The organism is Phytobacter sp. V69 (assembly GCF_965644215.1).
GTDB lineage: Bacteria > Pseudomonadota > Gammaproteobacteria > Enterobacterales > Enterobacteriaceae > Phytobacter.
In genome coordinates, this window is the sequence record NZ_CBFFRL010000103.1 from 1 (window position 1) to 17,038 (window position 17,038).

Here is a 17,038-nt window from a genome sequence, read left to right on the forward strand (position 1 = left end):
GAATTATCTTTCAATGGTCAAGCTGGGTTGCATCCGATTGTTTTACAAGAGGTTATGCAATTAAGGGACACAGCCTAATACAGCTAAGGACTCCACTGAACCCCACCGATTAAATCGCACCTTCCTTAATCAATTTGACTTAGGAAAAATCCTAATGATATTGCGACATTGACCGGGTCATTGATACAAAAGCACAATACCATGTAATGAGTAAGGCTTTGTCAAGAAAGGTATTTGATTGATGCATTTTATCCGCAATATTGAATTGTGGGTGGTCTAATTTTCGTACAAATTACATTTAAAGAAGACGCGCAATTATTCTCGTTCAATGCAAATTACATTCATTACATTAAAGCCTGCACATAGAATGACGTGCAGGCTTTTTATTACTTAGTCGCGTACGTTCCGACCGGAGCCGTTGCCGCATTCAGCCACGCTCGCGCGTCACTGTCAATCAGCGAGGAAAGCGTGTCGCGAACCTGCTGGTGGTAGATATCAAGCCACTGTTTTTCCGGCTCCGACAGCAGTGACCACTCCACCTGACGGAGATCGACAGGCACCAGCGTCAGCGAGGCGAAGCGGCAGAATCCGGGCTGGCTTTCCACCACTTCCACCTGGTTTTCAATGCGAATACCGTAGCGATCGGCCAGGTAGTAACCTGGCTCAACGGTCATAATATTCCCGGCGACCAGCGGCCACGGGTTGACCTTTTTGGCGATGCGTTGCGGCTGTTCGTGAATCAGCAACTGATGCCCTACGCCATGCCCGGTTCCGTGGTCAAAATCGAGGCCCAATTCCCATAGCGCGCGGCGGGCAAAGGCATCAATCTGGTGTCCCTGCGTACCGCTCGGGAACTGTAGCGTCAGCATCGATAAAAAGCCTTTCAGCACGGCGGTATAGTGCAGGCGCTGTTCAGCGGAAAGGGGGCCAAACGAAAGAGTACGGGTGGCATCGGTTGTGCCATTGCGATACTGGCCGCCCGAGTCATTGAGGTAGAAGTTGCTGCGAGTAATGGCGGCATTAGTGACTTCGCTGGAGTGGTAGTGGCACATCGCAGCGTTACTGGCAGAGGCGGAAATGGTGCTAAAACTCTGCTCAATAAAGCCGGGCTGTTGTTCGCGAAAGGCCAACTGTTTGGCCTGAGCTTCCAGCTCGGTCAGCGGGTTGCCTGCGGCCTCGCGGGCAGGCGCTTCACGAGCCAGCCACGCCAGAAAATTCACCCACGCCGCGCCGTCCTGACGGTGGCTGTCGCGATAGCCTTCCAGCTCAACGGCGTTTTTATGCGCCTTAATAATGGTAATCGGGTCCGCGTGCCAGACCACTTCGCCACCGTTGCGTTCAATGGCAAAACGCAGGGCGACCGGGGCGTAATCCGCATCCAGCATCACTTTCTTACCTGCCGCTGCTTGCTGAGCGTAGGGCAGAAAATCGCTCCACGCGGAAATGCGAAGAGAGGATTTCAACGCATCCGACAGGTCATGGGTTTTTGCCGGGTCAATAAACCACTCTATCTCCCCGTCACGGCTGAGCAGGGCAAACGCGTGGGCGACCGGGTTCATCGCTACATCCGATCCGCGAATATTCAACAGCCAGGAGATATTATCCGGCTGGGTTATGGCCAGCAGATCGACGCCGTTCTCGACCAGAACCTGCGCAATGCGCGCACGTTTGGCGGCACTGCTTTCACCGCTGATCTCCAGCGGCATTTCGCGGATCACCCCGCAGGGCGCTGCCGGGCGGTCGTGCCAGATGGCATCAAAAGGATCGTTATAGAGCGCCACCAGTTCACAGTGTGTCGCTTCCAGTGCGGTAAACTGGCTGTTGACCATCAGCAGCGGTTCAAACGCGATACGGCTGCCCGCGGACAGCGAGTCGTTTAGCCACTGCGCCAGCGGTTCGTTGTGCAGGTGGTGGATCTCAAATTCCTTTAAATCGACTTCCTGGCGAACCTGCACCTGGTAGCGTCCGTCGACAAACATCAGCGCCCGGTCACGCAGGATAAGGGCCAGGCCCGCCGAGCCGCTAAAGCCGGTCAGCCAGGCCAGTTTGTTATCGTGCGGCGCGCAGTCTTCGCTCTGGTACGCATCGGCGCGCGGCACAATCATGCCATCGACATCCATGGCCGCCAGCTGCGTGCGCAGTGCCGCCAGCGGTGTTGGGGTTTGCATAAGATTCCTTCCTTATTATTAGCGGAACGGGGGTTCGTTAAAGGTACGCAGTTTACGTGAATGCAGCCTGTCGCCTTCCGCCCGTAGCAGGTCGATGGCGCGAATGCCAATTTGCAGGTGCTCGGAAATTGCCCCTTCGTAAAAACGGTTGGCCTGACCGGGCAGCTTGATTTCGCCGTGCAGCGGCTTATCGGAGACGCACAGCAGTGTGCCGTACGGAACGCGGAAGCGGTAACCCTGAGCGGCGATGGTGGCGCTTTCCATGTCGATTGCCACCGCGCGGCTCAGGTTAAAGCGCAGGGCAGAGGCGGAATAACGCAGCTCCCAGTTGCGGTCATCGGTGGTGACCACGGTACCGGTACGCAGGCGCTGTTTGACCTCTTCGCCCGGCATGCCGCTCACCTCTTTGGTTGCGTCGTACAGCGCGCGCTGTACTTCGGCGATGCTTGGGATCGGAATATCTGGCGGCAGGACTGCATCCAGCACATGGTCATCGCGCAGATAAGCATGCGCCAGCACGTAGTCGCCAATCGACTGGCTTTCGCGCAGGCCGCCGCAGTGACCAATCATCATCCACACATCCGGGCGCAGTACCGCCAGATGGTCACAAATGGTTTTCGCGTTCGACGGGCCAACGCCGATGTTGATGAGCGTGATGCCCTGACCGTCGGCGGTGATCAAATGCCAGGCTGGCATCTGGTGTTTTTTCCACGCCAGATCGGAAATGGCCTCTTCCGGCGCGTCGGTATCAGCGGTGACCCAGTGACCACCTGCGCAGGAAAGCGCAACGTACGGGCTGTCCGGATCCAGAATCTGGCTGCATCCCCAGCGAACAAATTCATCCACATAGCGAGTGTAGTTGGTGAACAGCACGAACGGCTGGAAGTGCTCCACCGGGGTACCGGTGTAGTGGCGCAGACGGGCCAGCGAGAAATCCACGCGGCGGGCGTCAAAGTGCGACAGCGGCTGCTGCTCGGTCGGGTGGAACAGGCCATCGGCGGTTTCATCGCCAATCTGTGCCAGCTCTGTGGTCGGGAAATGGCGGGTCAGCCCGGCGCTCATCGAACGGTCCAGCGTCAGCTCCGAACCGTCAATCACATACGGATACGGGATCTCGTGGGCCGACGGTTTCACTTCAATCTGCGCACCATAGTCCTGGCACAGCAGCGTGAGTTGTTCGAGTAAATAGCTGCGAAACAGGGCGGGGCGGGTGACGGTGGTGGCGTAGCAGCCGGAATGGGTGAAACGGGCGTAAGCGCGGGTTTTTGGTGGGTTAGTGGCGCTGCCATCCCAGCTTATCGACAGTTCCGGGTAGACGAAAAGGCCGTCGGCGCGGGCCTCGCGGGTGGGCAGCGTGCCGTCAGCAATATAACGGCTAATGGCCTCACGCAGGTTTGACACTGACTGATCGTAGAGCGCTTCCAGTTTAATCAGTGCCTGTTCCGGGGTCAGATGTGCACCCTTATTAATCATCATTAACTCCTTGTTTCACAGGTGTACGGCTGTAGACGATAGTATGTCACAGCTTTGTGAAACAATAACTCGGCATGATGGGTTTCGGAGGATGCCTGTGTCAGTGTCGCCGCAGACGCCACAAAAACCACGGCGCGCCGATAAACGCGCTAAGCAACCCGGCAGAAACCTGCCACGGCCAGGCGATATTGCGCCCGAGCCAGTCCGCCAGCACCATCAGTAATGCTCCCAGCAACGCGGCCATTATGCATTGACAGCGCATTTGCCGCGCTCCCAACGACCATGCCAACTGGGGAGCGATAAGCCCGACAAAACTCAACGGGCCAACCAGTAACGTACCCGCCGCCGTCAGCGCCGCCGCCAGCAGCAAAATTAACAAATGGCTACGCGCCAGCGACATGCCGAGCGAGTGGGCGGTTGATTGCCCGAGCGTGAGCAGGGTAAGCCAGCGCTGGAGCAGCAAGGTCAGCGGGAAGAGGATGGCCAGCGTCAGCAGCGCCCCCTGTGCCATCTCGGCGGTGACGCCGGAGGTTGACCCGGTGCTCCAGTTCAGCAGCATCAGCGCGCGCGGGTCGCCGCTTAGCATCAGCATCATACTCAGGGCGCTGGCGAGGCTGGTGAGACACAGCCCTATCAGCACCAGTTTGGCGGCGTTAAACTGGCTGCGTCGCCCGAACCAGAACAGGGCAACGATGGCGACCAGGCTGCCTGTCACGGCGGCGGGAAACAGCGCCAGTGACGAACTGACGAAAAAGACGCTCAGCAGCACCGCCAGCGCGGCACAGCTGCTGATCCCCAGCAGCTCCGGACTGGCCATGGCGTTGCCAGTCAGCCGCTGGATCAGTACCCCTGCCGTGGCCAGCATGGCGCCCGCACAAAGTGCGCCGAGCATGCGTGGCCAGCGAAAGGCCAGTAAGTCTGCGGTGAGGGCATCCGGCGGCTGGCGGTTCCACCACAGGGAGCCGATGATGCCGAGTATCAGTAACAGCACCACCAACCAGAGCGTGGCGGCTCGCCAGGGCGTCAGGTTTGCCGTATACGCGGCGGGAATGGTGCGCTGGCTACCGCGCTGGCGTAACAGCATGATAAGCAGCAGTGGTGCGCTGAGTAGGGCGGTGACCGCCCCGGTGGGAATGTCGCCTGCCGCCGGGGAAAAGCGCTGCGCCAGTTGGTCAACGACCCCAAGTAATAATGCCCCGGTCAGGGGGGCGAGCAGGATTTGCCAGGAAAAGCGCCGCACGCCTGACGCCTTCACCAGTGCCGGGGCCGCGAGGCCGATAAAACTGATAAGCCCGACCTGGCTGGTAATCAGCGCGCTCAGGGCCACGGCGATGGCCAGCGTACTCACCCGCACGCGAATCACCGAAATCCCCAGCGCACTGGCGCTTTGCTGCGAGAGCCCCAGTACCGTAAGTGGGCGTACCAGGGTGGCGCTGATGGCGGCCAGCGGCAGCAGCGTGGCGAGTAAAATCAGCGTGCTGTGCCAGCCACTTTGATTAAGCGACCCGGCCTGCCAGCTAAAGAGGTCGCTCAGATAATCGTGGTTGAACAGCACCAGTAAGGTGTTGATCGCGTTACCGTACAGGCTTAGCACCATGCCCGCGAGGATCACCTGTAATGGGGCAAAGCGTGAGCCTTTCACCAGCAAAGCCAGCAGCAGCATGGCTGCGGTTGCGCCCATCAGCGCCAGCCCCGGCAGGCCGAACACCAATAAGCCCGGCGCGAAGACCAGCGCGCTGGACATGGCGAGGTTGGCCCCGGCGGCCACGCCGAGGGTCGCCGGTTCCGCCAGCGGATTTTGTAGCACCTGCTGGAACAGCAATCCTGCCAGCGCCAGCCCGCCGCCGCACAGCAGGCTAATCACCAGCCGGGGGAAAAAGCTTTCGTGCAGCAGCAGGCCAGCAAGTTCAGTGGGAAACGTGTAGATCAGCTGGCCGTAGTTGCCCGCCAGCAGGGCAGCAAACGCGGCGGTAACGAGCAGTAAAGGCAAAGAACGTAAAATCATCGTGCGGCATCCGCAATCTGTTGTGCCAGTCCCAGCGCGGTGGCCAGCCCGCCAAAGGGGAAAAAGTGTTGCAGCTCGGTGGTTTTCCCGTCTCTGACCAGCGGCAACTGCTGCCACAGGCCTCGCGGCTGGCGGCTACGGGTCAGGCGGGTCATCGTGGTCGGTAGTTCGGTGAAAAACAGACGGTCGCACTCAATCAGCGCCAGTTGTTCGATACCCACCCGGGCAACGCCAATCGCGTTCACCGGGCGCTGCCAGGCATTGGCTAATCCCAGATGGACCAGTACCGAATCAGCCAGGGTGCCTTTGCCGTAAATCATGGCGTGCTTTCCGTCCTGGTCGAGCACGATAACCAGCGTGCGTTCGCCGGTATGGGATGAAAGGCGGGCGCGATAAGCCGCCATTTCGTTATCACTTTCTTGCAGAAAATGGTGGGCGGCGGCCTCGACACCAAGGCGCGTTGCCAGATCCAGCGCCCACTGCTGGAGCGCGGCCCAGCGGTCGCCCTCAACCTTCCAGGCGCTCACCGTTTCCACCGGTGCGATGGCCGCCATGCGGGCAAGCACCTGGGCAGGCAGCTCATCGCTGATAATCAGCGACGGGCGCAGCGCGCGCAGCATCTCCATGTTGGGTTCCCAGAACGGGCCGACATCCTGCACGCTTTGCGGCAGTTCAGGGCGGATAATGCGGCGGCGAAAATAGTGGCTGTCGGAAATCGCCAGCGGGGTAATGCCGAGGCTTAGCAGCGTTTCCGCTGCCGACCAGTTGATGGCCACAATGCGCCGGGGATCGGGCGTGAGTAACCCGGCCCGGCTGGCAAAGGGCAGAACAAGCAGCGCCTGCAGGCAGGCGCGGCGGGTGAGGGTGAGCGGCATCAGAAGTTCAGTTTCAGTGAGCCAATAAAGGTCCGCTCCTGGCCCGGGTAGCAGCTGGTGTCGCCATCGCAGGTGCCAACATAGTGTTTATCCAGCAGGTTCTGGACGTTGAAGCCTACCTGAATATTGCGGTTTAACTGGTATTTCACCCCGGCATCGACCAGCGCGAAATTCTTCACCGGCACGGTATTGGCGTTATCCCCGTACATACTCCCCACGTAACGTACGCCGCTGCTGAGCATCAGGCCGTCGAGCACGTCGTTATGGAAGCCGTAGTTCAGCCAGGCAGACGCCATATGGCGCGGTACGTTGGCCTGCTGGTTACCTTCATCACCGTTGTTGCTTTTGGTGATTTCCGTGTTGGTGTAGGTGTAAGAAGCCAGCGCATCAAGGTTATCCGTCAGCTTTGCCTGCGCTTCCCACGCCACGCCACGGGAACGCACTTCGCCGGACGCCACCTGATAGCCGGTCGCGGTGCCGTTAACAATTTCGTTGGTCAGCACGTTGCTTTTGGTGATCTCAAAGGCCGCCAGCGTCATCAGCAGCTGCGGGTTGGGCTGGTATTTCACCCCCACTTCGTACTGGTGCGCTTTGCTCGGATCGAAGGTGCGGTTCTGGCTGTCGGTACCGCTATTGGGCACGAACGATTCCGCATAGCTGATGTAAGGCGCCAGGCCGTTATCCGCCAGATACGTCACCCCGGCACGTCCGGTCCAGGCGTCTTTATCCAGCCAGGAGGTGGCGTTGGTCAGGTTATTTTCGGTACGCATTTTCACATCGTCATGACGGCCACCCAGCGTCAGGAGCCAGTGCTCCGTTAGGTGGATCTGATCCTGCAAATAGACGCCCAGCTGTGCGGTGGTCTGGTCGTTGTTGTTCAACGCATAAGTCGGGTCCGGAATATCCAGGCCGTAAACCGGATTGTTGATGTTCAGTACCGGCGCGACGGCCCCAAAGCGTTTGGCGTTGCCATCGAGCCAGCTGTAATCCACGCCGCCGAGCAGGGTGTGATTAATGTTGCCGGTGGCGAAATCAGCCTGCAACTGGTTATCGACATTAAAGGCATTCATATGCTCATCGAATCGGATGGCATTGCGGGAAACGGTCCCGGCAGTAAAGTCCGGATCGCCTGCCAGCAGGTTGTTGAGGATGGTATCCGTCTGGCCGTAACGCAGGTTCTGGCGGAACTGCAGCCCGTCGCCCAACTGCTGGCTAAATTCATAGCCGACGGTGAACTGTTCCTGGCGGAAGCGGTTGTAGCTGTAATCTCCCAGCAGGGTGTCGGTGGTCTGGTAGCCCGGCTTAGTCAGTACGGCGATGGTGCCGCCGGAGGTATCACGCAGGTAATCGGCGCGCAGCGTCAGGCTGGTGTCTGCTGACGGCAGCCAGGTGAGCGTCGGGGCAATGTAGAGACGATTATCTTCCACTTTCGGCCCGTCGCGGTACTGGAACTGGGTGTCGCTGTCGCGCGCAAGTCCCACCACGCGATAGAGCCATTTACCTTCGTCATCCAGTCGGTCGCTCATATCAAACTGCGCCTGACGGCGGTTGAAATTGCCCAACTGGACTTCCACTTCATGTACGCCCTGGGCGTTGGGCATTTTGCTCACGCGGTTAACAATGCCGCCCGCATCGCCTAACCCGAACAGCGTTGACGACGGGCCGCGCACGATATCGATACGCTCCAGCGCGTAAGGCTCAGTGCGGAAATAGCTGTAGCTGTTATTGAGCTGGCGCAGGCCGTCACGGTAGTCGTTGGTGGTCAGGGCGTTAAAGCCGCGAATATAGATCCAGTCGTAGCCTTTCGGGTCCACCCCGTAGGTTTCGGTTTTCACGCCTGGCACGTAGCGCAGCGCCTCGGTGACGCTCTGCACGTTCTGGTTATTGAGCTGCTCGCGGGTGATCACCGAGACGGACTGCGGTACTTCCAGCAGCGGCGTGTCGGTTTTGGTGCCACTCAGAGAACGCTGTGGCACGACGCTGGCGCTGGTGGTCTGCCCGTTAACGATAATGCTCTCTTCGCCCGTCGGGCGCGGCGCGATGGTGATGGTGTCGCCATCTATACGGTATTGCAGACCGCTGCCCGTCAGCAGGCGGTTAAGCGCGCCATCCAGCGTCAGGCTGCCGCTGACCGCCGGTGCGGTTTTATTGTTCAGCGACGAGGGGGCGGAAATCAGCTGCACATGCGCCTGACGTGCCAGCGCATTGAGTGAAACGGCGAGCGGTTGTGCCGGTAACGAAACCGACAGCATTTCGGCGGCCTGTACACTGACCTGCGGCCAGGCCAGCATCACTGGCAGCAGCGCCAGCGCGCTGCGTTTGAGTTTAAACGTCCGTACTACAGAAATAGGTGCCATTCATCATCCCCAGAAAACAACGTAATAAGAATCATTCTCTCCTGAAGGCGTAGCGGCGGCCGAAACCCTGACGTCGGATAGTAAATTTTTTATTCTTTTTTTCGGGTTAGCGTCGTTTGTTGAATAAAGATTTGATTATTAATGGTTTTTATTTTTACGGGTAATACCCCCGGCAGCGCTTTGGCAAAGCTTGCCGCGCGGTTAACGTCGAAACTGCCGCTAACCCGCAGCCCGGCGACCTCATCAGTGGCCAACTGGAGCGGCACATCACCGTAGCGAGCGAACTCCGCCAGCGCCATATCAAGGCGGGTATTGTCGAAGACGATACGTTCTTCTTTCCAGGCGGCAATATCGCGGGCCTCAACCGGAGCATAGAGCGCGCCAGTGGCATCGCTACGGGTTTGCTGGGCGGCGTGAAGTACCGTCAGATAGTGCGCGGCGGCGCTGAGGTTGAGATGCTGCATGGCGCGCCACCAGTCGTTTTCCCAACGGTTACGCGGGCCAACGCGCACCGCGCCTTCGCTGACTGCCACTTCAACGCCATCACCGCTCATGGAGTGCGGCAAATAGCGCACCTGAAAGGCGGTGCCTATGACCGTGGCGCGGGACGGGCCGCTGAACACCACGAAAGGGCGTTCCGGCAGATGCTGCACGCTAAAGAATGCCTGCCCGCGTTCGAGCACCACTTCCCGGCGATGGGCATAATAGTTCACCTGTAGCGCCGTACCGGCATCGAGGTTGATGACGGTGCCATCCGGCAGATTAACCTGGAGCTGCTCGCCACGGGCGGTTTGCCAGGCGGCGCTGTACAGCGGGCTGGCAAACTGGTCGCGCAGCGGGAACCACAGCACGGTGGCGAGCAGCAGCAGGGAACAAACGCTTGCTCCCCAGCGCCAGACCGGCAGCGGTTTTTTCGCGGGCGCGGGGCGTAAGCGTTCAATTTCCGCCGCGGGAATGGCAAGCGTGTCCTGCCACAGCGCGCGCATTTGCTGGTATTCATCGGCATGCGCCGGTTCTTGTAACCAGTGTTCAAACGCCTGGTGTTCGTGCGGGGTCAATCCTTCCCGGCGTTTCAGGAACCAGCGCGCCGCCTGCTCGGCGACAGTCAGGTTATCCATGGCGGGCTTCCTCAGTATTTGTTGAAGGCGCAACGGCTTGCCACTGCTGGCGGCAATCCCGGCAGGCAAGCATGGCGCGAATAATGTGTTTTTCCACCATATTGGTTGAGATCCCCATCCTGGCCGCCACCTCGTTTTGCGGGAGTCCGTCGAAGCGATGCAGTATAAACGCTTCACGACAGCGGGGCGGCAGTGCTTCTATCGTTGCGATGATGCTGGCGATATATTGCTGGTTTTCGATGAGTGATTCCGGCTGCTGGCTGCCCGGTGCGAGCAGGCTGTCGGTATCGGGCATCTCTTCGGCGGATAAACGGTGCTGCGAGTCGCGGTATCTGTCCACCAGAAGGTTTTTGGCAATGTGGTAGAGCAAGGCGCGATGGGATGAGATTTGCTGCGTGCTGGAAAGGGCGCGGCTAAAGGTCTCCTGGGTTAACTCTTCGGCCAGGTGACGGTCGCGCAGTTTCCTGCTCAGGAATCGGAACAGCTCCGTGTAGTAGCGCTCGAACGCAGACAAGTGAAAACCTCAATGCAGGTGTAATGCGATGAATCGTTATTATGCCGCAGAGGTTAAATGATAATGGTTTGCGTTATCAAGATGTATTGCGAAGATCCGGCGCGACAGTGCGCGCCGGGGCAGGGATTAACCGTTGATTTTCACCAGCGTGCGGCCCTGAATTTTGTTACTCAGGAAATCTGCGGCGAAGGCAGGCGCCTGTTCCAGACCGATTTCGGTGGACGCTTGCTGGTAGTAGCTTTCCGGCAGAAGGCTGGCCAGACGCGCCCAGACCGCACCGCGTTCCACTGTCGGTACCATCACGGAATCCACACCCTGCAAACGGACGTTACGCAGGATAAACGGCATTACGGTGGTTGGCAGATCGAAGCCACCCGCCAGACCGCAGGCGGCAACACAGCCACGGTAGTGGGTCTGCGCCAGCACTTTTGCCAGCACTTTGCTGCCAACGGTATCGACGGCACCGGCCCACAGCTGTTTTTCCAGCGGACGAGTTTCTTCGAAATCGCTGCGCGGCAGAATTTCATCCGCACCTAACTGGCGCAGGAAATCGTGGGTCGATTCGCGACCGGAAACCGCCACAACGGTGTAGCCCAGCGCTTTCAACAGCACCACGGCGGTGCTGCCCACGCCGCCGCTGGCACCGGTGACCAGCACTTTGCCGCTTTCCGGTTTCACGCCAGCTTCAACCAGCGCGTCCACGCACAGCATGGCGGTAAAGCCGGCGGTACCGATGATCATTGCGTTGCGCGCGCTTAACGCGTCCGGCAGGGAAACCAGCCAGTCGCCTTTCACACACGCCTGTGCCGCCAGGCCTCCCCAGTGGTTTTCACCGACGCCCCAACCGGTGAGGAGCACCGACTGGCCCGGGACAAAACGCGGATCGCGGCTTTCGCCGATGCGACCAGAGAAATCAATGCCTGGCACCATCGGGAACTGACGAATGATTTTCCCTTTGCCGGTGATGGCCAGCGCGTCTTTGTAATTAAGGCTGGACCAGTCGATGTCGACCAGCACATCGCCGTCGGCGAGGGCAGGCAGGGCAATATCTTTCACGGCTGCCAGGGTTTTGTTTTCAATCTGTTCCAGAACTAAAGCTTTCATGACTGAGTTTTCCTCGTCTGACTGTGGTTTTCGGCATCAAGGCCGTCCTGTGCAGGTGTTATTTTTTAGTAATGCTGTGCAAAAAGAATTCCCAGTATTGATTCAGCGGCTCGGCGGACTGGAACAGTTTGGCGCGCATCACCGCGCCTTCCCAGCCGGACCAGAACACCCGCGCCAGTTTCTCCGGCGAGGCATCCTGCGGGACTACGCCCTGCGTCTGCGCCTCGGTAATGCACCGGGCGACGCGCGTTTCCCACTCTTCGAGGATCGCTTTTAAGCGTTGGGGGAATTCTTCGGGTAAGAGCGGCGTCTCCTGCAACAGGTTGCCAACGAGGCAACCGCGGCGGAACTGATATTTCGCCATGCCCTGACCCGCATGAAAAACAAAGGCCGTCATTCGTTCAAGCGGCGGCAGCATGGTATCAAGCAGGAATTTGTCTAATTTATGGGCAAAAAAGGAACCGTAGGCCGCCAGTACCGCCAGGCCGAATTCCTGTTTGCTCTTAAAGCAGTGGTAAAACGATCCCTTCGGCACGGCAATATTTTTAATCACCGCATCGATACCGGCCGACAAATACCCGGTTTCCGTTAGCACTTCCAGACCTGAGCGGATCAGCTCCTGGCGGGTGTCGGTAAACTCGCGTTCGACCTTCGGAGGCCTGCCACGACGGGGTTTTTGTACAACGGATGCGTCGTTATTCATAATTTAGACCGATTGGTTTTAATTGGTCGCAAGCCTACGCGCAATTGAAATGCTAAGCAAGCGAAGAATAGGGAAGGGGAAAACTGCGTTCTGAACTTTCCAGTTGTGGTATAAGCCGCGCGCATTAGCGAGACAGGGATAAAAAAGACTATGATTAGGCTACGCCTGTCGCGTCTGAGGAAAGGAAATCATGCGTCGTATGAAACTGTTTTATGGTCTGTTTATTTTGCTTGCCAGCCAGAGTGCGCTGGCGGTGAGCTATCCGTTACCACCTGAAGGGAGTCGTCTGGTCGGCAGCGTGCAGGTTGTCACGGTGCCTCAGGGCAATACTCAGCCGCTGGAGGCCTTTGCCGCGCAGTACGGCCAGGGTTTGAGTAACATGCTGGAGGCTAACCCCGGCGTTGATCCCTTCCTGCCAAAAGCGGGTTCTGAACTGGTGATACCACAGCAGATCATTTTGCCTGACACCGTACGTCAGGGCATTGTGGTGAACGTCGCCGAAATGCGCCTTTACTACTACCCCAAAGACAGCAATACGGTGGAGATCCTGCCGATTGGCATTGGTCAGGCCGGGCGCGAAACGCCGCGTAACTGGGTGACTGCAGTAGAACGTAAGCAAGAGGGGCCAACCTGGTCTCCTACGCCAAATACCCGCCGTGAATATGCCAAAGAGGGGAAAACCCTGCCTGCAATGGTGCCCGCCGGGCCGGACAACCCGATGGGGCTGTATGCCATCTACATCGGCAAGCTGTACGCCATTCACGGGACCAATGCCAATTTTGGTATCGGGTTGCGTGTAAGTCAGGGCTGTATTCGTCTGCGTAACGACGATATCAAATATCTTTTCGACAATGTGCCGGTAGGCACCCGTGTGCAGATTATTGACCAGCCGGTGAAAGCCACCGTGGAGCCGGACGGCAGCCGCTGGGTTGAAGTCCATGAGCCACTGTCGCGCAATCGCGCCGAGTTTGAATCCACAAACAAAGTCCCGCTGCCGATTACGCCTGCGCTGCATGCGGTGATCAAAGGCGAAGGGGTTGATGCGCTGCGGGCGGCCGAAGTGCTTGAGCGTCGCTCCGGAATGCCGGTGAACATCAGCGAGTCGGCCCAAAACAATGGGCTGAGCAAAGCGAGTCTGTAAAAGCGTAGGCATAAAAAAGCCCGCGTCAGGCGGGCTTGGCAGCATACTCACTCTGGAATGCCCAATTCACGCAAGCGCCATTGGGCTAACCGGATTATGCGGTGGTATTAACGTGACGACCAATTGACGGATTTGCCGGAACCTGAGGTATCTGATTAATGATACCGGTTGCCGTCGCTTCCTGGTTATCCAGCGCTTTTCTCAGGACAACGGTGCTGACCTGGTTCTGGAGGTTATAAGCACTGAGACTGGTCGATAATGATGCGATCTGTAACGTATCCATTTCGATCATCCTATTGTTAACAAACGAAAAATCTAACAGTGCGAGGACAAAGCCTCACAATAGTATCGGCATGTCCCGGGGAAACATTAGAAAAGGATAAACGCCAGGGGCAGGTTTGTCGAACCCACAGCGCCCCTTCGGGAAGAGAAACGGTTTTTAAGTTGGCTTCTACTGCATAGCGTCATTCATGATGGCGTTAATCTGCTTCATCACCGTTCCCGCATCTTTGACGCCTTTCACTTCCTGCTCTTTGATCCACTTAGCCTGCACGGCCTGGTAGTGGGTGGTGGTTTGCCATTGCGTCACCTCCTGTGGTTTCAGGATCTGCACTGTGGCGCCAGCTTTACGCAAATCGTCTATCTGGGTGTTAACGCTGCTGTCCATCACCGAGCCCAGCGACTGATACGCCGTTTGCGCTGCACGCTGGATAGCGGCCCGGTCTTCCGTAGTGAGCTTTTCCCAGGTTTTTTCGTTCATCGCCAGAATGTAAAGGTGGCCGAGCCACAGATCTTTGGAAATCAGCACGTTGGGCGCGTACTGATACGCTTTCAAATCATAACCACTGTCGACGTTCAGCATCATGCCGTCAATCGCACCGGTTTTCAGCGCGTTATAGGTTGGTTCGCCCCAGGGCATGGTGACCGGTATCGCCCCCGCGTTTTGCAGAAAATCCCGGTGCCAGAAGCTGGCAGAGCGCCATGTGCCGCCCTTAATCTCACCCAGATCCGGCATCGCTTTGCGGCTGAAAAAGGCCAGCGGATAGCCAGTTTGCAGAAAAACGCTCACGACATTGTTTTTCTTCAGCTCTGCCGGAAATGCTGGGATATCGGCGTAGGCGCGGCGGAAGAAATCGACCTGTCGTGCGCCAGTAGGGCCGATGGGGAAGCTTTTGAAGATCTGATGCAGTGGCATCTGGTCGGCGGAGTATTCCGGCACAACGGTTGCCATATCGACATCGCCCTTACTGACGTTGCCTAACGCCTCATAGCTGGTGTTAAGCTCGCCGCCCCAGTGAGCATCGACCTTGAGGCGGCCCTGCGATTCTTTTTCAATCGCCGGGAAAAACACGTCGTTAATAAAACGCGTGCGCATGCCGCCCAGTGGCTCATGATCGCTGTAGATGAGCGTTTGGGTGGCCGACGCAGCGACGGGCAGCAACGATGTGGCGATTAACAGAGCCATCAGTTTTTTGCGTGTGAATCCAGTTTTCATGCGTTTCCTTCGCTTTGTTTACAGGTTTTTTTTCGCGGCCAGCTGCACTCAGATAGCAGGCCGAAGTGTCAGGCTGCCAGCCAGCGCAGACCCGCTTCCTTCATTTGCTTCTCAAGGTCGCTACCGCGGGTCGCGAAGACGCGATTAACCGGGAAGCCACTTTTCTCCAGCAGATAAGCCAGTGCTGCATATTCGCGCGGGTACTTCGCCACCGTCTCTTGATCGATATCGACCACGCCAAGCGGGAAGGTGAAGCTGCCCATATCGTAGACACTCTGGCGGTGGAATAGCTTCCAGACACCGTTACGTTTTTCCGCCATGTCGTAAAAGCGGTTGTGGGTGGTGCAGCCGATATTCAGCTTCACGTTTTCAGCAATGATCATCGCGTTAGTTTCGACGATTGCTTTGGTTGCGTCGGCATTGAAGGTGACCACCGGCGTGCCGATCAGATGTTTGGTGCGCGCGTCTGATGCGCCCATGCGCATTGAGCCGTCGACAAAATCGCTGGCCAGCCCTTCAAACCAGGTGATCTCGATGGTGCCGTCAGGGTGGAACAGATCGCGCAGTTGATCCCACTCGGCCAAATCGCGATGAATCCATCCTGTGAGCAGGTCAGTAATTTGTTGACGATCTTCCAGATAAGTATGCATGACGTGTTGACTCCTGAATGAGATGAACTTCATTTTGAGTGCGGTTAAAGATAAAATCCAATAGATGAAACTGAGCAATTGTTCAGTTTAAATGAATGATAAGGGCTGCGTATGGACCTGCGTCATCTGCGCTATTTTCTCGCCGTCGTGGAGGAGGGCCATTTCGGTCGTGCCGCCGAGCGGTTAAACATTGTACCGCCTGCGCTCAGCATGCAAATCAAAGCGCTGGAAGAGGAGCTGGGCGGCCCGCTGTTTGTGCGTACCAGCCGCAAAGTGGTGTTGACCGAAGCTGGACGATTGTTGCAGGTAGAAGCACAGCGCACGTTGGATCAAGCGGAAAACGCCCGGCTGGCGGTGCAGCGCTCGATACGGGGTGAAAGCGGTCGGGTGCGCGTCGGTTTTGCCGGAAATGCCGTGTTCAGCGGTAAACTGACCAAAGATCTGCGAGCGTTTCGCAAGGCCTATCCTGATGCCGAACTGGTAGTACGCGAAGTGGCGCCGCTGTTGCAGGCGGATGCGATCCTTTTCGGGCAGCTCGATATTGGTTATACGCCGGATCACAGTCATCTCCATGTTCCGGGGCTGATGTCTGAAACAGTCGGGGTCTGGAATCGTCTGGTGGCGATTGCCGACGATCACCCTCTGGCCGCCAGGTTTTCTCTGACGGTGGATATGCTGGTGGATGAACCGATTATTTTTTACGATGCCCACAATGCCGATGAGCCGCTTTACACGGCGCTCACCCGCATACTGGGCCGGGTACCTCAGATCGCACATCGTACTTCCAGCACCCTGAGTGTCCTGACTCTGGCGGCGGCGGGACAAGGACTGGCGCTGGTACCGGAGCCGCTGCTGAATATTTCTATTCCAGGGCTGGTGTACCGTCCGCTGGATGCTCCGGAACTGTCGGCTAATCTGATGCTGATCAGCCGCAAGATCGAGAACAGTGGCGCGGTTAAGGCTTTCCTGTCGATTGCACGTGAAAATACGCGGTTTGCCTGTTAGCGCAAGTCACGAGATATGTCGGAAATGCGGTACGTCATGTACCAGAGCGTTGAATCGTTGGGTTTGATCTTGCGGATAGCGGTATCGGGTAATGCCGCAGATGGGACTCTATTTTCTCAACAAACCGTGAAGTCATAGAAAACTATAGACGTAAAAAAACCGGTAACCTTTGCAGGTTGCCGGGTAAAAAAATAACGTCTTTTTTAACGTTTCCGGACTCACAAGGATGTCCCGAAACTAAAATATGGCTCCTCTGACTGGACTCGAACTTCATCTGTGACTCCTGTTGTTATTGGCTTAATGTAAATAATGTTATTATTTACCAGCATTTTTACCATCATTATTTTATCTATAAGGCGGATTCAACTCCGAAGTGCAACGCTAAGCCGCCAATCTTAGCTCTGCAAACACCACAGACGGTTGCCTGAAT

Annotated in this window: 13 protein-coding genes and 1 pseudogene; 2 read left to right on the forward strand and 12 right to left on the reverse strand. The window is 57.4% G+C overall.

The window, feature by feature from the left end; all coding sequences use genetic code 11:
• Positions 1 to 386 precede the first annotated feature (386 nt).
• From ACSZPU_RS15130 to acuR, 9 genes and pseudogenes are all read right to left on the reverse strand, one after another.
• On the reverse strand, positions 387 to 2,168 hold the full coding sequence (locus ACSZPU_RS15130) for an aminopeptidase P family protein (RefSeq protein ID WP_499000279.1): 1,782 nt from the start codon (positions 2,166 to 2,168) through the stop codon (positions 387 to 389).
• Positions 2,169 to 2,186: 18 nt separating this feature from the next.
• On the reverse strand, positions 2,187 to 3,641 hold the full coding sequence (locus tag ACSZPU_RS15135) for an AMP nucleosidase (RefSeq protein ID WP_499000309.1): 1,455 nt from the start codon (positions 3,639 to 3,641) through the stop codon (positions 2,187 to 2,189).
• Positions 3,642 to 3,741: 100 nt separating this feature from the next.
• Positions 3,742 to 5,646, reverse strand: a complete 1,905-nt coding sequence (fhuB, locus tag ACSZPU_RS15140) for a Fe(3+)-hydroxamate ABC transporter permease FhuB (RefSeq protein WP_499000282.1) — start codon at positions 5,644 to 5,646, stop codon at positions 3,742 to 3,744.
• Entirely contained in the window at positions 5,643 to 6,521 is an 879-nt protein-coding gene (locus tag ACSZPU_RS15145; protein WP_499000285.1) for an ABC transporter substrate-binding protein, read from the reverse strand. The genes fhuB and ACSZPU_RS15145 overlap by 4 nt, the downstream gene beginning before the upstream one ends.
• Positions 6,521 to 8,878 carry a TonB-dependent siderophore receptor gene (locus tag ACSZPU_RS15150; RefSeq protein WP_499000288.1) on the reverse strand — a complete coding sequence of 786 codons (2,358 nt, stop codon included), beginning with the start codon at positions 8,876 to 8,878 and terminating at the stop codon, positions 6,521 to 6,523. Before ACSZPU_RS15150 ends, ACSZPU_RS15145 begins: the two co-directional genes overlap by 1 nt.
• Positions 8,879 to 8,967: 89 nt before the next feature.
• Positions 8,968 to 9,996: a FecR family protein gene (locus ACSZPU_RS15155; protein WP_499000290.1), complete on the reverse strand. Its 1,029-nt coding sequence runs from the start codon at positions 9,994 to 9,996 to the stop codon at positions 8,968 to 8,970.
• Positions 9,989 to 10,510 carry an RNA polymerase sigma factor gene (locus ACSZPU_RS15160; protein ID WP_499000291.1) on the reverse strand — a complete coding sequence of 174 codons (522 nt, stop codon included), beginning with the start codon at positions 10,508 to 10,510 and terminating at the stop codon, positions 9,989 to 9,991. The genes ACSZPU_RS15155 and ACSZPU_RS15160 overlap by 8 nt, the downstream gene beginning before the upstream one ends.
• Positions 10,511 to 10,636: 126 nt before the next feature.
• Positions 10,637 to 11,614, reverse strand: a complete 978-nt coding sequence (locus tag ACSZPU_RS15165; protein ID WP_499000294.1) for an MDR family oxidoreductase — start codon at positions 11,612 to 11,614, stop codon at positions 10,637 to 10,639.
• A pseudogene (gene acuR, locus ACSZPU_RS15170) lies at positions 11,611 to 12,317 on the reverse strand (acrylate utilization transcriptional regulator AcuR). Before acuR ends, ACSZPU_RS15165 begins: the two are co-directional and overlap by 4 nt.
• Positions 12,318 to 12,507: 190 nt before the next feature.
• Between acuR and ldtA the strand changes: the two are divergent.
• Positions 12,508 to 13,458, forward strand: a complete 951-nt coding sequence (gene ldtA, locus ACSZPU_RS15175) for a L,D-transpeptidase (RefSeq protein WP_499000296.1) — start codon at positions 12,508 to 12,510, stop codon at positions 13,456 to 13,458.
• Between the two features lie 94 nt (positions 13,459 to 13,552).
• On the opposite strand, the gene ACSZPU_RS15180 is transcribed toward ldtA, so the two are convergent.
• The 3 genes from ACSZPU_RS15180 to ACSZPU_RS15190 form a co-directional block, all read right to left on the reverse strand.
• Entirely contained in the window at positions 13,553 to 13,741 is a 189-nt protein-coding gene (locus ACSZPU_RS15180) for a YjfB family protein (RefSeq protein ID WP_499000298.1), read from the reverse strand.
• 168 nt (positions 13,742 to 13,909) lie between these two features.
• Positions 13,910 to 14,953 carry a TRAP transporter substrate-binding protein DctP gene (gene dctP, locus ACSZPU_RS15185; protein WP_499000301.1) on the reverse strand — a complete coding sequence of 348 codons (1,044 nt, stop codon included), beginning with the start codon at positions 14,951 to 14,953 and terminating at the stop codon, positions 13,910 to 13,912.
• Positions 14,954 to 15,021: 68 nt separating this feature from the next.
• Positions 15,022 to 15,603 (reverse strand): nuclear transport factor 2 family protein, encoded by a 582-nt coding sequence (locus tag ACSZPU_RS15190; protein ID WP_499000304.1) that lies wholly within the window; start codon positions 15,601 to 15,603, stop codon positions 15,022 to 15,024.
• 111 nt (positions 15,604 to 15,714) lie between these two features.
• On the opposite strand from ACSZPU_RS15190, the gene ACSZPU_RS15195 reads away from it, so the two are divergent.
• Complete coding sequence (locus tag ACSZPU_RS15195; RefSeq protein ID WP_499000307.1) at positions 15,715 to 16,608, forward strand: LysR substrate-binding domain-containing protein; 894 nt, start codon at positions 15,715 to 15,717, stop codon at positions 16,606 to 16,608.
• Positions 16,609 to 17,038: the final 430 nt, after the last annotated feature.

What these genes read in the sequence shown, in the direction of transcription:
- ACSZPU_RS15195 (WP_499000307.1), top strand. Translation starts at nt 15,715, where the DNA reads ATGGACCTGCGTCATCTGCGCTATTTTCTCGCCGTCGTGGAGGAGGGC.
- ACSZPU_RS15180 (WP_499000298.1), bottom strand. Translation starts at nt 13,741, where the DNA reads ATGGATACGTTACAGATCGCATCATTATCGACCAGTCTCAGTGCTTAT.
- fhuB (WP_499000282.1), bottom strand. Translation starts at nt 5,646, where the DNA reads ATGATTTTACGTTCTTTGCCTTTACTGCTCGTTACCGCCGCGTTTGCT.
- ACSZPU_RS15145 (WP_499000285.1), bottom strand. Translation starts at nt 6,521, where the DNA reads ATGCCGCTCACCCTCACCCGCCGCGCCTGCCTGCAGGCGCTGCTTGTT.
- ACSZPU_RS15165 (WP_499000294.1), bottom strand. Translation starts at nt 11,614, where the DNA reads ATGAAAGCTTTAGTTCTGGAACAGATTGAAAACAAAACCCTGGCAGCC.
- ACSZPU_RS15150 (WP_499000288.1), bottom strand. Translation starts at nt 8,878, where the DNA reads ATGGCACCTATTTCTGTAGTACGGACGTTTAAACTCAAACGCAGCGCG.
- ACSZPU_RS15155 (WP_499000290.1), bottom strand. Translation starts at nt 9,996, where the DNA reads ATGGATAACCTGACTGTCGCCGAGCAGGCGGCGCGCTGGTTCCTGAAA.
- dctP (WP_499000301.1), bottom strand. Translation starts at nt 14,953, where the DNA reads ATGAAAACTGGATTCACACGCAAAAAACTGATGGCTCTGTTAATCGCC.
- ldtA (WP_499000296.1), top strand. Translation starts at nt 12,508, where the DNA reads ATGCGTCGTATGAAACTGTTTTATGGTCTGTTTATTTTGCTTGCCAGC.
- ACSZPU_RS15135 (WP_499000309.1), bottom strand. Translation starts at nt 3,641, where the DNA reads ATGATTAATAAGGGTGCACATCTGACCCCGGAACAGGCACTGATTAAA.
- ACSZPU_RS15190 (WP_499000304.1), bottom strand. Translation starts at nt 15,603, where the DNA reads ATGCATACTTATCTGGAAGATCGTCAACAAATTACTGACCTGCTCACA.
- ACSZPU_RS15130 (WP_499000279.1), bottom strand. Translation starts at nt 2,168, where the DNA reads ATGCAAACCCCAACACCGCTGGCGGCACTGCGCACGCAGCTGGCGGCC.